We start from the raw sequence: 13,791 nt of genomic DNA on the forward strand, positions 1-13,791 counted from the left end.
CCCTGGTGCTGTCGGGCAGGCGGAGCCAGAGGTGGTAGCCGCCCGAGGGGATGTGCGGGAGGGAGAGTTCGGGGAGGTGGAGCCGCAGCGCCGCCCCCGGCGCGACCACGCTCGCGCCGGGCGTCGGATACGAGGAGATCGACGTCCCGGCGGCCGCGGGGGTGACCCACGCCCATGTGCTGAGCGTCGACCTGAGCGATCCGCGGGTGCGGACGGACCTGCTGTATCCCGGGGCGGTGGCCGCACGCTCCCCCGTCTCCGGCATGGCCGACGCGGCCGGGGCCGTGGCGGGGGTCAACGGCGACTTCTTCAACATCAGCGAGGCCCAGCACCCGGGCGTCCAGGCCACCGGGGCGAGCGTGGGCCCCGCCGTCGCGCAGGGCCAGGCCCTCAAGGCGGCGGTGCCGGACGGCCAGCGCTTCGGGCCCGCGCTGCCGCCCGGCACCGGCACCGAGGACGTGATCGGGGTGGGCGAGGACGGGCGGGCCCGGCTGGACAGCCTCACCCTCGACGGGTCGGTCGGTACGCCCGAGGGACAGCTGCCGCTCGGCGGGCTGAACCAGTACGCGCTGCCCGAGGGCTCCGTCGGGGCGTTCACCTCCGCGTGGGGCAGCGCCTCCCGGGTGCGCGCCACCTGCGGGACGGACACCGACCGGGCCGCCCCGTGCAGCACCGACACCTACGAGGTGACGGTCCGCCAGGACCGGGTCGTGTCGGTGTCCGGCACTCCCGGCGGCGGCCCCATCGCCGCGGGCACCACCGTGCTCGTCGGCCGCGAGGCGGGGGCGCGGCAGCTGCGCAAGCTCTTCGAGGGCGAGGCGGTGACGGTGCGGCACCGGCTGGTGGCGTCGGCGACCCTGATCCCGTTCCGCTTCGCCCTCGGCGGCTACCCGGTCCTCCGGGGCGGGCAGCCCCTGCCCGGGCTCGACGACAGGACCTCGGCCGTGCGGACCGCCGTGGGCGTCGCGGACGGCGGGCGGCGGCTGCTGCTGCTCGCGGTGGACGGAGCGCCCGCGTACCGCACCGGTCTGACCATCGCCGAAGTCGCCGACACCCTGCGCACGTTGGGTGCGGTCGACGCCTTCAGTCTGGACGGCGGCGGCTCGACCACCCTGGCCGCCCGGATGCCGGGGGCGGGCGCCGTCTCCGTGCTCAACCATCCCTCCGGCGGCACGGAGCGCGCCGTCCCGAACGGCATCGGGATCTTCACGGTCTCGTGACGCTCAGGGTCTGAGGCTGCTGACGATGTCCGCCGTCGCCGTCAGACCGCTGTTGATGCTGGGGGCGATGTCCGTGCCGGCCAGGTAGAACCCGAGCAGCAGGCACACCAGCGCGTGGGAGAACTTCAGTCCGCCACTGCGCAGGAAGACCGCTGCCAGGATCACCAGCAGGAGCACCACCGAGATGGAAACCGCCATCGTCAACCTCCTCCGCCACGTCCGCTTCGCGGCGTTCGGCCGCAAGTGTGGCGTAGCGGAGGGTTCGTCCGGGCGGTTGGCCTGTCCGCCGAACGTGTGGTGTCCGGCGGGTTGCGGCTACGCCGGCCGGTGGGCGTCCAGGAAGGCTTCCAGTCCGGCGAGGTCGTCGGTGTTGATGTGGTCGACGCCGGCGGCGAGCAGTTCGGTCCACACCGCGTCCCGGGCCGGGCCCGGGAGGTCCGGGGTGGCCCACAGCCGCACCCGCTGCCCGCGCGCGTGCGCCGCCTGGACCAGGCTGTGCAGCTTGTGCCGTTCGGCGTCGGGGAACGCGCCCACGCCCGCCCAGGTGAAGTGCAGCGTCCAGTTGTCGCTGATCAGCGGGATGAGGGAGGCCGGCGCCGGGCCGCCGAGGTCGGCCAGGCGCCCGTCGTAGAAGGCCCGGCGGACGGTCTGGGCCTCCATCGGCGCACGGGCCGCGCGGTCGCCGGAGACGACGGCGGTGACCGGTCCCGGCAGCACCCGCCCGTGCGTGCAGGTCGTGAACAGGTGCTTGTACCGCCGCAGCTGCCGGTCGAGTTCCCGGTACGTCGACGATCCCTCGGTCTTGATGTCGATCAGCAGGTGCAGCGGCCTGCGGTGGCCCCGGTACACGGAGCCGCGGTTGGCCCGGACGCGGGCGGCCAGCGGTTCGAGGTAGAGGGATTCCAGGGTGCGGGCCGGGTCGAGGTCCACGGGGTCGTGCGCGACGAGGAGTTGGCCGCCCACCAGGAAGATGTCGGCCTCGACGCTGCCGAAGCGGTGGTCGAGGGCGTCGAGGAGGGGGCGCGGGTGCTCGTAGTCGTTGTGGGCGTGGGCGCGCCACAACGGGCGCGGGCGGTGCCTGCGTTCGCTGGCCAGGGCGTCGGTGGCGGGCAGGGCGACCGCGCCCGCGAGGGCGGCGCCGAGGGTGGTGAGGGCTCTGCGGCGAGTGGTGAGGGCCATGTCTGCCTCCTGGTAGGCCGTACCGGACCGGTGGGGGTCCCCCCAGCCGAGCGAAGTCGAAACTGGGGGAGAGTATGCGATCCGGACGGCCCGGACAGGCAGGCCCGGAACAGGAGTTGGCCGGACCGCCGCTGTTCGTTCACTTCACCGGGGACGGGCACACGAAAAAGCCCGCCCCAGGCGGGGCGGGCTTTGCCGGGTGGGCGTCAGGGGGCCTGGAGGCCGACCAGTCGGGCCAGGGCCGCGCGGTGGGCGCCCGCGGTGCCGAGGGCGATCGAGTCGGCCTTCGCCCGCTTCAGATACAGGTGGACCGGGTGCTCCCAGGTCATGCCGATGCCGCCGTGCAGTTGGAGTGCCTCCTCGGCGGCGCGGACGGCGACAGGCGCCGCGTAGGCCTGGGCGACGGCGACCGACACGTCGACGTCCTCGCCGGTCGTGAGCGCGTCCGCAGCGTGCCGGGCCGCCGCACGCAGGTTGACGACCTCCAGCCACAGCTGGGCCAGCCGGTGCTTGAGCGCCTGGAAGCCCCCGACGGGGCGGTTGAACTGCTTGCGCTCCCTGAGATGGCGGACCGTCTCGGTCAACGACCATTCGGCCAGCCCGAACTGCTCCGAGGCGAGCAGTCCCGCCCCGGCGCGCAGGGCCCGGTCCACGGCCGGTCCGGCGTCGCCGATCCGGCGGGCCGCCGCCCCGTCGAAGGTGACGGCGGCGAGCGGCCGGGTCAGGTCCAGCGAGACCTGCGGGGTGACGGTCACGGCGTCCGCGGTGACGGCGTACAGCCCGCCGTCGTCGGCCGGGACGAGCAGCACGCCGGCGACGGCCGCGTCCGCGATGCCGGTCAGCTCCCCGCGCAGCGTGCCGTTCTCCACCCGTACGGTCTCGAAGGCGGCGCCCGGAGCCAGGTGCAGCCCGACGGCGAGGGCGCCGATGGTCCGGCCGGACGCCAGTTCGGCGAGCAGGTCGTCGGCCCCGCACGCCAGCAGTGCCTCGGTGGCGACGACGGCACTGGTCAGGTAGGGCACGGGAGCCACCGCCCGGCCCAACTCCTCCAGGACGACGGCGGCTTCGCGGTGGGTTGCGCCCTGGCCGCCCTGCGCCTCGGGCACCAGCAGGCCCGCCAGGCCCATGCCTTCGGTGAGCGCCTTCCACGCCTCGCGGTCGTGGGGCGTGTCCGACTCGGTCCGCGTGATGACGCCCGCCGGGTCGCAGTGGTCCGCGAGCAGGTCGCGGACGGCGGCGCGCAGGGCCTCTTCCTCCTCGGAGTAGAGCAGATCGCTCATCGGGCCAGGTCCTTCCAGGCGACGTCCTTGTCGGTGCGGGGCTCGGCGGGCAGGCCCAGGACCCGCTCGGCGACGATGTTCAGCAGGACCTCGGTGGTCCCGCCCTCGATGCTGTTGCCCTTGGAGCGCAGGTAGCGGTAGCCGGCGTCGCGGCCGGTGAAGTCCACGAGCTCCGGGCGGCGCATGGTCCAGTCGTCGTACAACAGGCCCTCCGCTCCGCGGAGTTCGACCTCCAGGCCGCTGATCTCCTGGTTGAGGCGGGCGAACGCGAGCTTCATGCCGGCGCCCTCCGGTCCGGGCTGGCCCGCGACGAGCTGCTGGCGCAGGCGTTCGCCGGTGAGGCGGGCCACCTCGGCCTCCACCCAGAGCTTGAGCAGACGCTGGTGCAGGTCGTGGGTGCGCAGTTCGGGCCGCTCGCGCCAGGTCTTGGCGACCGGGCCGATCATGCCGCCCTCGCGGGGCAGCCGCATGCCGCCGATGGCGACGCGTTCGTTGTTCAGCGTGGTCTGCGCGACCCGCCAGCCGTCGCCGGCCTCACCGAGGCGGCGGGAGTCGGGGATGCGGACGTCGGTGAGGAAGACCTCGTTGAACTCGGCCTCGCCGGTGATCTGACGCAGCGGCCGGACCTCCACGCCGGGGTCGGTCATGTCACAGATGAAGTACGTGATGCCCCGGTGCTTGGGCACGTCCGGGTCGGTGCGGGCGATGAGGATGGCCCAGCGGGCGAGATGGGCGCTGGACGTCCACACCTTCTGCCCGTTGACCACCCAGTCCTCGCCCTGGCGGACCGCCCGGGTGCCGAGCGCGGCCAGGTCCGATCCGGCGCCCGGCTCGCTGAACAGCTGGCACCAGACCTCCTCGCCGGTCCACAGGGGCCGCAGATAGCGCCGCTTCTGCTCCTCGGTGCCGTACTGCAGGATCGTCGGCGCGGCCATCCCGAGGCCGATGCCGATGCGCCGCGGGTTGTTGTCGGGGGCGCCCGCCGCCTCCAGCTCGGCGTCCACGACGGCCTGGAGGGAGCGCGGGGCGCCGAGTCCGCCGAGGCCCTCGGGGTAGTGCACCCAGGCGAGTCCGGCGTCGAAGCGGGCCTTGAGGAAGTCGAGGCGGTCGGTGCCGGCGGGCGGGTGCGAGGCCAGCAACTCCCGTGCGCGTCGCTTGAGTTCGGCTGCGTCGGTCATGCCGCCGCTCCTTCCGCGTGGCCGGGGACGACGGTGACGCGCCCGGTGGTGACCCCGTCCGCGACCCGCTGCACGGCCGCCGCGGCACCGCCGAGCGGCACCCGCTCGCTCACCAGCGGCTTGACGGCTCCCCTCGCGGCGAGGTCGGTGAGCTGCTCGTGGCAGTGCTGGACCAGCTTCGGGTTCCTGGTGTTGTACAGGCCCCAGTGCAGGCCGAGGATCGCGTAGTTCTTCACCAGGGCGTGGTTGAGCGACGGGCTGGGGATCGTGCCGCTCGCGAAGCCGACGACGACGATCCGGCCCTCGAAGGCGACGACCTTGGTCGACTGGGTGTAGGCCTCGCCGCCGACCGGGTCGTAGATCACGTCGGCGCCCCGGCCGCCGGTGGCCTCCTTCACGGCGGCGACGACGTCCTCGCTCCGCCGGTCGATCACCACGTCACAGCCCAGCTCGCGGGCGACGGCGGCCTTGTCGGCGCCGCCCACGACACCGATGACCGTCGCGCCCGCCGCCTTGCCGAGCTGCACGGCCGCGCTGCCGACCCCTCCGGCGGCGGCGTGGACGAGCAGCGTCTCGCCGGTTTCCAGCCCGGCCCGCCGGTGCAGACCGAACCAGCCCGTCTGGTAGCCGATGTGCAGGGCGGCGGCCTCGGCGTCGTCCAGCGAGTCCGGGGCCGGCAGCAGAGCGGCGGCGTCCGCGACGGCGTACTCGGCGAAACCGCCGTACGGCAGCGCGGGGTTGGCGATGACCCGGCGGCCGTCCTCGGTCTCGCCGCAGATCTCCACGCCGGGCGTGAACGGCAGCGGCGGCCTGACCTGGTAGTGGCCCCGGACCATGAGCGCGTCCGGGAAGTTGATGTTCGCGGCGCGCACCTTCAGCAGGACCTGGCCGTCACCGGGCGTGGGCCGCGCCACCTCCGCCAGGCGCATCACCTCGCCCGGCTCGCCGTTCTCGTGCACGTGCCATGCCTGCATGCGGGGCCTCCACGGGACTGCGTCGTCTGACCGGAGTCAGGGACCGGGGTCACGGACCGGATCCACCACATACTAAGCGGTCGCTTGCCGATCAGGGAACAGTCGTGTGCGTCACGGCCGCTTGGGCCGTGCCCGTACGTGGATCCGCTCGCCCTGCGGCCCGAACAGGCTGAGGAACTCCGCCGGCCCCTCCCCCGTCGACCCGAACCAGTGCGGCACCCGGGTGTCGAACTCGACGACCTCGCCGGCCGTCAGGACGGCGTCATGCCCGCCCAGCACCAGCCGGAGCCGCCCCGACAGGACGTACAGCCACTCGTAGCCCTCGTGGGTCCGCGGCTCCGGTTCCTCGGTCGCCTGCGGCACCAGCACCTTGAAGGCCTGGAGTCCGCCGGGCTGGCGGGTGAGCGGCCAGTAGGTGCGTCCGTGCCGGGAGATCGGCGCGGCCCGCACCCGGGGATCGCGCACCGGCGGGGAGCCCACCAGCTCGTCCAGGGCCACCTCGTGCGCCCGCGCGATCGGCAGCAGCAGTTCCAGGCTGGGCTTGCGCAGCCCGGACTCCAGCCGGGACAGCGTGCTCACCGAGATCCCGGTCGCCGCGGACAGCCCGGCCAGGGTGGCCCCCCGTTCCCTGCGGATCCGCCGCAGCCTGGGGCCGACCCCGGCGAGGACCTCGTCCATGTCGTCGTCGCTCATGGCACCTATTGCAGTTTCGGCAAACATGTTTGTCAATGCGGCAGTGGTCGCGCGACGGTCTCGATGGAGGTGGTCACCGTGACCGAGACCGAGAACAACATCGACACGTACGAGGTGGTCGTCGTCGGCGGTGGCGCGGCCGGACTGTCCGCCGCGCTGGTCCTGGGCCGCGCCCGGCGCCGCACGCTGGTCGTCGACGCGGGCGAGCCGCGCAACGCTCCCGCCGCGCACATGCAGGGCTATCTGTCCCGGGACGGCATGTCCCCGGCCGGGTTCCTGGCGGCCGGCCGGGAGGAGATCGCCCGGTACGGCGTCGAGCTCGTCCGGGACCGGGTGGTGGACGTCAGGAAGGGCTTCACCGCGGACCTGGCGAGCGGTCGGACCGTACGGGCCCGGCGTCTGGTGATCGCGACCGGTCTCAGGGACGAGCTGCCGGCTGTTCCCGGCCTCGCCCGGCGCTTCGGGCGCGATGTGCTGCACTGCCCGTACTGCCACGGCTGGGAGGTGCGCGACCGGGCCTTCGGCGTGCTCGGCACGACCCCGATGAGCACGCACCAGGCGCTGATCGTGTCCCAGTGGTCGAAGGACGTGACGTTCTTCCTGCACCGGGTCGCCGAGGCGGAACTGTCGGACGACGACCTGAGCAGGCTCGCCGCGGCCGGTGTGAAGGTGGTGCCCGGCGAGGTTTCCGGGCTGGTCACGGAGGACGACCGGCTCACCGGCGTCCGGCTCGCCGGGGACAACCCCTCCGGGGGAGGCACCACGCACGCCTGCCAGGTGCTGTTCGTGGCCCCCCGGGCGGTCCCGCGGACCGGTCTGCTCCAGAGCCTCGGCGCCGAGCTGCGCGAGACCCCGTTCGGCGCGTACCCCGTGGTGGACGAGACCGGCCTGACGACCGTGCCCGGCGTGTGGTGCGCGGGCAACGCGATGGGCTTCGCGGAACAGGTCGTGAACGCGGCGGCCGGCGGGTACCGGGCGGCGGCCACGCTCAACGGGGAGCTCCTGATGACGGACCTCGACGCGCTCGTGCGGGCGCGGAGCGAGGGCGCCGGGGTGTAGACCGGCCCGCTCCGGTGCACCATGACTGCATGCTGCTGACCCGGCTGGCCCGTGTGTCCCAGGAGGTCGCCGCCGCCTCGGCCCGCTCCCGGAAGATCGAGCTGCTCGCCGAGCTCTTCCGGGACGCCGAGGCGGCGGACGTGCCGATCGTCATCCCGTACCTCGCCGGACGGCTGCCCCAGGGGCGGCTCGGCGTCGGCTGGAAGGTGCTGAGCCGGTCCGTGCCCCCGGCCGCCGAGCCGACCCTGACCGTGCGCGCGGTGGACGCCCTGCTGAGCGAGCTCGGCACGGTCTCGGGCGCCGGCGCGCAGGCCGAGCGGGCCCGTCTGGTCGGCGAGCTGATGGGCGCGGCCACCGAGGCCGAGCAGCGCTTCCTGCTCGGGCTGATCAGCGGCGAGGTGCGGCAGGGCGCGCTGGACGCGGTGGCGATCGAGGGGCTGGGCCGGGCGACCGGGGCGCCGGCGGCGGACGTCCGGCGGGCCGTGATGCTCGCGGGCTCGCTCCAGACGGTGGCACAGGCCCTGCTCGCGGAGGGTCCCGGCGCCCTCGACCGCTTCCGGCTCACCGTCGGCCGCCCGGTCCTGCCGATGCTGGCGCACAGCGCCTCCTCGGTCGCCGAGGCGGTCGGCAAGCTGGGCGCGTGCGCGGTCGAGGAGAAGCTGGACGGCATCCGCGTCCAGGTGCACCGCGACGGCGACACCGTACGGCTGTACACCCGCACCCTCGACGACATCACCGACCGGCTGCCCGAACTGACCGCCGCGGCCCTGGAGTTGCGGGGCGAGCGCTTCGTCCTGGACGGCGAGGTCATCGCCTTCGACGCCGACGGCCGCCCCCGCTCCTTCCAGGAGACCGCCGGCCGGGTCGGCTCCCGGGTGGACGTGCCGACGGCCGCCGAGGCGGTGCCCGTCTCCCCCGTCTTCTTCGACGCGCTCTCGGTGGACGACCGCGACCTGCTCGACCTGCCGTTCGCCGAGCGGCACGCGGAACTGGCCCGGCTGGTGCCCGAGCCGATGCGGGTCCGGCGCACCCTGGTGTCCGGCCCGGACCAGCTGCACGCGGCCGAGGAGTTCCTCACCGCGACCCTGGAGCGCGGGCACGAGGGCGTCGTCGTGAAGTCCCTCGACGCCCCCTACAGCGCGGGCCGGCGCGGCGCGTCCTGGCTGAAGGTCAAGCCGGTCCACACGCTCGACCTGGTGGTGCTGGCCGCCGAGTGGGGCCACGGCCGCCGCACCGGCAAGCTGTCCAACCTGCACCTCGGCGCCCGCACCGCGGACGGCTCCTTCGCCATGCTCGGCAAGACCTTCAAGGGCATGACCGACGCGATGCTGGCCTGGCAGACCGAGCGGCTCCAGGAGCTGGCCGTCGACGACCGCGGGTACGTGGTGACCGTACGCCCCGAACTCGTCGTCGAGATCGCCTACGACGGTCTGCAGCGGTCCACCCGCTACCCGGCCGGCGTCACCCTCCGCTTCGCCCGCGTGGTCCGCTACCGCGAGGACAAGCGACCGGAGGAGGCGGACACGGTGGAGACGCTGCTGGCCGCGCACCCGGGGGTGCGGCCGTGACGGCGGGGAGACGGAGCGCCGGCCTGCTGCTGTTCCGGCACACCGGTCACGGCGTGGAAGTGTTGCTCGGGCACATGGGCGGCCCGTTCTTCGCGCGGCGCGACGCCGGGGCGTGGACGGTTCCGAAGGGCGAGTACGACCCCGCCGAGCCCGCCTGGGACGCGGCCCGCCGCGAGTTCCAGGAGGAGCTGGGGCTGCCCCCGCCCGACGGCGAGGCCCTGCCGCTCGGCGAGGTCCGGCAGACCAACGGCAAGACCGTCACGGCGTGGGCGGTCGAGGCGGACCTCGACCCCGAGACGATCACCCCGGGCACCTTCCGCATGGAGTGGCCGCCGAGGTCCGGGCGGATCCAGGAGTTCCCGGAGCTGGACCGCGTGGCCTGGTTCGGCCTGGAGCGCGCGCGGGCGGTGATCGTGACGGCGCAGGCCGCGTTTCTCGACCGGCTGGCGGAGCACTCGGGCTGAAGACGCCCACCCGCGCTGCGGTCCCCACCGCGGCGCGGGAGGGCCGCACCACAGTCGCTCCCCAGGAGGTCGGCCATGCCCATCGCAACGGTGAACCCGGCGAACGGCGAGACGCTCACGACGTACCAGGCCATGGACGAGGAGGAGATCGCGCGCCGGCTCCGGCTCGCCGAGGCCACGTTCCGCACCTACCGGACGACTGCCTTCGCCGAACGGGCCCGTCTGCTGCACCGGGCCGCCGGCCTCCTCGACGAGGACCAGCGGGACATCGCCCGGGTGATGACGACCGAGATGGGCAAGCCGGTCACGCAGGCCCGCGCGGAGGCCGCCAAATGCGCCAAGGCGATGCGCTGGTACGCCGACCACGCCGAGGAACTCCTCGCCGACGAGGAGCCGGCCGCCGCCGACGTGAAGGACTCCGGCGCCTCCCGCGCCCTGGTCCGCTACCGGCCGATGGGCCCCGTCCTCGCGGTGATGCCGTGGAACTTCCCGCTGTGGCAGGTGGTCCGCTTCGCGGCCCCGGCGCTGATGGCGGGCAACGTGGGCCTGCTCAAGCACGCCTCCAACGTCCCGCAGACCGCCCTCTACCTGGAGGACCTGTTCCACCGCGCGGGCTTCCCCGAGGGCGCCTTCCAGACCCTGCTCATCGGCTCCGGCGCGATCGACGACATCCTGCGCGACGAGCGCGTCAAGGCGGCCACCCTCACCGGCAGCGAGCCGGCGGGCCGGGCGGTCGCCTCCACCGCCGGCGAGATGATCAAGAAGACGGTGCTGGAGCTGGGCGGCAGCGACCCGTACGTCGTGATGCCGTCCGCCGACCTCGACCGGGCCGCCCAGGTGGCGGTGACCGCGCGCGTGCAGAACAACGGGCAGTCGTGCATCGCCGCCAAGCGGTTCATCGTGCACACGGACGTGTACGACGCGTTCGCCGAACGGTTCGTCGAAGGCATGCGGGCGCTGAAGGTCGGCGACCCGCTGGAGGAGGAGACCGAGGTCGGGCCGCTGGCGAGCGAACAGGGGCGGGCCGATCTGGAGGAGCTCGTCGACGACGCCCGGCGCAGTGGGGCGCGCGTGCTGTGCGGGGGCGAACGGCCCGACGGGGTCGGCTGGTACTACCCGCCGACCGTCCTGGCCGGCATCACCCGCGAGATGCGTGTCCACCGCGAGGAGGCCTTCGGGCCGGTCGCCACGCTGTACCGCGCGGCCGACCTGGACGAGGCCGTACTGATCGCCAACGACTCGCCCTTCGGCCTGAGTTCGAACGTCTGGACGCGGGACGGGGCAGAGGTCGACCGGTTCGTACGGGACCTGGAGGCGGGCGGTGTGTACGTCAACGGGATGACCGCGTCCCATCCCGCGTTCCCGTTCGGCGGGGTCAAGCGGTCCGGGTACGGGCGTGAGCTGTCCGGGCACGGAATCCGGGAGTTCTGCAACATCACGACCGTATGGCACGGAGCGTGAGGGTTCCGCGGCTACGATCCCCTTTGTGAACCGCGAAGTGACTCTTCCTCTGATCGTCGACGACCGCGGGACCCTTCAAGTGGCTGCCGCCGATGTCAGCAAGCTCTTGCGGACCGTGGGCGGGCGGTGGCTGCATCTTGTCGAGGCCGGGGAGGCCGGGCTCGACGAGGACACGGTGGCCGCGCTGACCATCGAGCTGGCGAAGCTGGCCGATCGGATCGACGTCGCGTGCATCGCGCACAGCAGCGGGAGCACGCCGTAGGGAGTGCCGGCCGTCCGCCGTCCGCCGGGTCCGTCCCGCCTGGCCCCGCCCCTCGCCCCGGCGGGGCCCTCCTGCGTTTGGCGTAGCTCCGCGCGAGATCGTCGGCCCGGCGGGTGATCGTGGACTGGACCACCCTCTGAGGCGAAAGCAGGCACGGTTCATGGCGACATTGTGCAGACCCTCGGTGTCCGTTCCAGAGCACGTGATCACGATGGAGGAGACGCTGGAGCTGGCGCGTTCCCGCCACGCCGACCACCCGCAACTGCCCCTGGCACTCCGGCTGATCGAGAACACCGGTGTGCGCACGCGGCACATCGTGCAGCCCATCGAGGAGACCCTCAAGCACCCCGGCTTCGAGGAGCGCAACAAGATCTACGTGGCCGAGGCGAAGGCCCGGGTCCCCTCGGTCGTGCAGCGGGCGCTCGACGACGCGGAACTGCTCACCACCGACATCGACGTGATCATCTACGTCTCGTGCACGGGCTTCATGATGCCCTCGCTCACAGCCTGGCTGATCAACGAGATGGCCTTCGACAGCACCACCCGGCAGATACCCATTGCTCAGCTGGGCTGCGCGGCCGGCGGTGCCGCGATCAACCGGGCGCACGACTTCTGCACGGCCTACCCGGAGGCCAACGCGCTCATCGTGGCCTGCGAGTTCTGCTCGCTGTGCTACCAGCCCACCGACATCGGCGTCGGCTCCCTGCTGTCCAACGGCCTGTTCGGCGACGGGATCGCGGCCGCCGTGGTGCGCGGCCGGGGCGGCGAGGGCATCGTGCTCGAACGCAACGGCTCGTACCTGATCCCCAAGACCGAGGAATGGATCATGTACGACGTCCGGGCCACCGGATTCCACTTCCTGCTGGACAAGCGGGTGCCGGCCACGATGGAGCCGCTCGCCCCGGCGCTCCAAGAGCTCGCGGGCCTGCACGGCTGGGACGCGGCCGACCTGGATTTCTACATCGTCCACGCGGGCGGGCCCCGCATCCTCGACGACCTGAGCACGTTCCTCAAGGTCGACCCGCACGCCTTCCGGTTCAGCCGGGCCACGCTCACCGAGTACGGCAACATCGCCAGCGCCGTCGTCCTGGACGCGCTGCGCCGGCTGTTCGACGAGGGCGGCGCCCCTGACCGGGCGCGCGGGCTGCTCGCCGGGTTCGGACCCGGCATCACCGCGGAGATGGCCCTGGGCCGCTGGCAGCGGGCCGGCGACAGGACGGCTGTGAGGACGGCATGACGGAAGAGACCCTCACCGAGACCGTCCCGCCGGTCCGGGACTGGCCCGCGCTCGACCTGACCGGCGTGGATTTCGACCCGGTCCTCCAGCGCCTGATGCGGGAGGGTCCGGTCAACCGGATCAAGCTGCCCAACGGCGAGGGATGGGCCTGGCTGGTCACCCGGTACGAAGACGTCCGGATGGTGACCAACGACCCCCGGTTCGGCCGTGAGGCCGTCATGGACCGGCAGGTCACCCGGCTCGCCCCGCACTTCATCCCGGCCCGTGGCGCGGTCGGTTTCCTGGACCCGCCGGACCACACCCGGCTGCGCCGCTCGGTGGCCGCCGCGTTCACGGCCCGCGGGGTGGAGCGGGTGCGGGAGAGGTCCCGTCGTCTCCTCGACGAACTCGTCGAGGAGCTGCTGGCCAACGGCCCGCCCGCCGATCTCACGGAGACCGTGCTGATCCCCTTCCCCATCGCGGTGATCTGCGAGCTGATGGGGGTCCCGGCCGCCGACCGGCACGGCATGCACACCTGGACCCAGCTGATCCTGTCCTCCTCGCACGGCGCGCAGGTCAGCGAGAAGGCCAGGAACGAGATGGGCGCCTACTTCGCCGAGCTCATCGGCGAGCGGGAGGGCAGCACCGAGGAGGACGTCACCTCGCTGCTCGGTGCCGCCGTGGGCCGGGGCGAGGTGACGACGGAGGAGGCGGTCGGACTCGCGGTGCTCCTCCAGATCGGCGGCGAGGCGGTCACCAACAACAGCGGCCAGATGTTCTATCTCCTGCTGACCCGGCCGGACCTGGCCGAACAGCTGCGCGCACAACCGGAGATCAGGCCGAAGGCCATCGACGAGCTGCTGCGCTACATCCCGCACCGCAACGCGGTCGGGCTGTCGCGGATCGCCCTGGAGGACGTGGAGATCAGGGGCCACCGGATCCGGGCGGGGGACGCGATCTACGTGTCGTACCTGGCCGCGAACCGCGACCCGGACGTCTTCCCGGACCCGGAGCTGATCGACTTCTCCCGCGGCTCCAATCCGCACGTGTCGTTCGGCTTCGGCCCGCACTACTGCCCGGGCGGGATGCTGGCCCGGATGGAGTCCGAGCTGCTGGTGGAGGCGCTGCTGGACCGGCTGCCGGGGCTGAAGCTGGCCGTGCCGCCCGAGGAGGTCCCCTTCCGCAAGGGCGCGTTGATCCGCGGGCCCGAAGCCCTGCCCGTCACGTGGTGAGCTGC

General features: G+C 73.2%; 14 protein-coding genes. 8 read left to right on the forward strand and 6 right to left on the reverse strand.

Going from position 1 to position 13,791, the window contains the following annotated elements; translation table 11 throughout:
* Positions 1-50 precede the first annotated feature (50 nt).
* The gene (locus ACWD0J_RS31870) at positions 51-1,220 is read left to right on the forward strand and encodes a phosphodiester glycosidase family protein (RefSeq protein WP_451499324.1); all 1,170 of its coding nucleotides are present in this window, start codon (positions 51-53) and stop codon (positions 1,218-1,220) included.
* A 3-nt stretch (positions 1,221-1,223) separates the two neighbouring features.
* Here ACWD0J_RS31870 and ACWD0J_RS31875 read toward each other — a convergent pair whose 3' ends face one another.
* The 6 genes from ACWD0J_RS31875 to ACWD0J_RS31900 form a co-directional block, all read right to left on the reverse strand.
* Positions 1,224-1,418, reverse strand: coding sequence for a hypothetical protein (locus ACWD0J_RS31875; protein ID WP_451499325.1), 195 nt, complete (start codon positions 1,416-1,418; stop codon positions 1,224-1,226).
* A gap of 117 nt (positions 1,419-1,535) precedes the next feature.
* A complete protein-coding gene (locus tag ACWD0J_RS31880) occupies positions 1,536-2,399 on the reverse strand; it encodes a phosphatidylinositol-specific phospholipase C/glycerophosphodiester phosphodiesterase family protein (protein WP_451499326.1) in 864 nt (287 codons plus the stop codon).
* Positions 2,400-2,605: 206 nt separating this feature from the next.
* Positions 2,606-3,679 (reverse strand): acyl-CoA dehydrogenase family protein, encoded by a 1,074-nt coding sequence (locus ACWD0J_RS31885; protein ID WP_451499327.1) that lies wholly within the window; start codon positions 3,677-3,679, stop codon positions 2,606-2,608.
* Positions 3,676-4,857 (reverse strand): acyl-CoA dehydrogenase family protein, encoded by a 1,182-nt coding sequence (locus tag ACWD0J_RS31890; protein WP_451499328.1) that lies wholly within the window; start codon positions 4,855-4,857, stop codon positions 3,676-3,678. Before ACWD0J_RS31890 ends, ACWD0J_RS31885 begins: the two co-directional genes overlap by 4 nt.
* Entirely contained in the window at positions 4,854-5,831 is a 978-nt protein-coding gene (locus tag ACWD0J_RS31895) for an NADPH:quinone oxidoreductase family protein (RefSeq protein WP_451499329.1), read from the reverse strand. The genes ACWD0J_RS31890 and ACWD0J_RS31895 overlap by 4 nt, the downstream gene beginning before the upstream one ends.
* A gap of 111 nt (positions 5,832-5,942) precedes the next feature.
* Positions 5,943-6,524: a helix-turn-helix domain-containing protein gene (locus ACWD0J_RS31900; RefSeq protein ID WP_451499330.1), complete on the reverse strand. Its 582-nt coding sequence runs from the start codon at positions 6,522-6,524 to the stop codon at positions 5,943-5,945.
* A gap of 63 nt (positions 6,525-6,587) precedes the next feature.
* On the opposite strand from ACWD0J_RS31900, the gene ACWD0J_RS31905 reads away from it, so the two are divergent.
* From ACWD0J_RS31905 to ACWD0J_RS31935, 7 genes are all read left to right on the forward strand, one after another.
* The gene (locus ACWD0J_RS31905; RefSeq protein ID WP_451499331.1) at positions 6,588-7,583 is read left to right on the forward strand and encodes an NAD(P)/FAD-dependent oxidoreductase; all 996 of its coding nucleotides are present in this window, start codon (positions 6,588-6,590) and stop codon (positions 7,581-7,583) included.
* 29 nt (positions 7,584-7,612) lie between these two features.
* On the forward strand, positions 7,613-9,151 hold the full coding sequence (locus tag ACWD0J_RS31910; protein ID WP_451499332.1) for an ATP-dependent DNA ligase: 1,539 nt from the start codon (positions 7,613-7,615) through the stop codon (positions 9,149-9,151).
* Positions 9,148-9,615: an NUDIX domain-containing protein gene (locus ACWD0J_RS31915; protein ID WP_451499333.1), complete on the forward strand. Its 468-nt coding sequence runs from the start codon at positions 9,148-9,150 to the stop codon at positions 9,613-9,615. The genes ACWD0J_RS31910 and ACWD0J_RS31915 overlap by 4 nt, the downstream gene beginning before the upstream one ends.
* A 75-nt stretch (positions 9,616-9,690) precedes the next feature.
* A complete protein-coding gene (locus ACWD0J_RS31920; protein ID WP_451499334.1) occupies positions 9,691-11,076 on the forward strand; it encodes an NADP-dependent succinic semialdehyde dehydrogenase in 1,386 nt (461 codons plus the stop codon).
* Between the two features lie 25 nt (positions 11,077-11,101).
* Entirely contained in the window at positions 11,102-11,338 is a 237-nt protein-coding gene (locus ACWD0J_RS31925) for a DUF6213 family protein (protein ID WP_451499335.1), read from the forward strand.
* A 136-nt stretch (positions 11,339-11,474) separates the two neighbouring features.
* Positions 11,475-12,575 carry a type III polyketide synthase gene (locus tag ACWD0J_RS31930; protein ID WP_451499357.1) on the forward strand — a complete coding sequence of 367 codons (1,101 nt, stop codon included), beginning with the start codon at positions 11,475-11,477 and terminating at the stop codon, positions 12,573-12,575.
* The gene (locus ACWD0J_RS31935; RefSeq protein WP_451499336.1) at positions 12,572-13,786 is read left to right on the forward strand and encodes a cytochrome P450; all 1,215 of its coding nucleotides are present in this window, start codon (positions 12,572-12,574) and stop codon (positions 13,784-13,786) included. The genes ACWD0J_RS31930 and ACWD0J_RS31935 overlap by 4 nt, the downstream gene beginning before the upstream one ends.
* The last annotated feature ends 5 nt before the right edge of the window (positions 13,787-13,791 follow it).

The organism is Streptomyces sp. NPDC003011, from assembly GCF_053591515.1.

Bases quoted from the DNA above. Each gene is read 5' to 3' on its own strand.
- ACWD0J_RS31880 (WP_451499326.1), bottom strand. From the start codon at position 2,399: ATGGCCCTCACCACTCGCCGCAGAGCCCTCACCACCCTCGGCGCCGCC.
- ACWD0J_RS31875 (WP_451499325.1), bottom strand. From the start codon at position 1,418: ATGGCGGTTTCCATCTCGGTGGTGCTCCTGCTGGTGATCCTGGCAGCG.
- ACWD0J_RS31870 (WP_451499324.1), top strand. From the start codon at position 51: ATGTGCGGGAGGGAGAGTTCGGGGAGGTGGAGCCGCAGCGCCGCCCCC.
- ACWD0J_RS31900 (WP_451499330.1), bottom strand. From the start codon at position 6,524: ATGAGCGACGACGACATGGACGAGGTCCTCGCCGGGGTCGGCCCCAGG.
- ACWD0J_RS31920 (WP_451499334.1), top strand. From the start codon at position 9,691: ATGCCCATCGCAACGGTGAACCCGGCGAACGGCGAGACGCTCACGACG.
- ACWD0J_RS31910 (WP_451499332.1), top strand. From the start codon at position 7,613: ATGCTGCTGACCCGGCTGGCCCGTGTGTCCCAGGAGGTCGCCGCCGCC.
- ACWD0J_RS31895 (WP_451499329.1), bottom strand. From the start codon at position 5,831: ATGCAGGCATGGCACGTGCACGAGAACGGCGAGCCGGGCGAGGTGATG.
- ACWD0J_RS31905 (WP_451499331.1), top strand. From the start codon at position 6,588: ATGGAGGTGGTCACCGTGACCGAGACCGAGAACAACATCGACACGTAC.
- ACWD0J_RS31885 (WP_451499327.1), bottom strand. From the start codon at position 3,679: ATGAGCGATCTGCTCTACTCCGAGGAGGAAGAGGCCCTGCGCGCCGCC.
- ACWD0J_RS31890 (WP_451499328.1), bottom strand. From the start codon at position 4,857: ATGACCGACGCAGCCGAACTCAAGCGACGCGCACGGGAGTTGCTGGCC.
- ACWD0J_RS31935 (WP_451499336.1), top strand. From the start codon at position 12,572: ATGACGGAAGAGACCCTCACCGAGACCGTCCCGCCGGTCCGGGACTGG.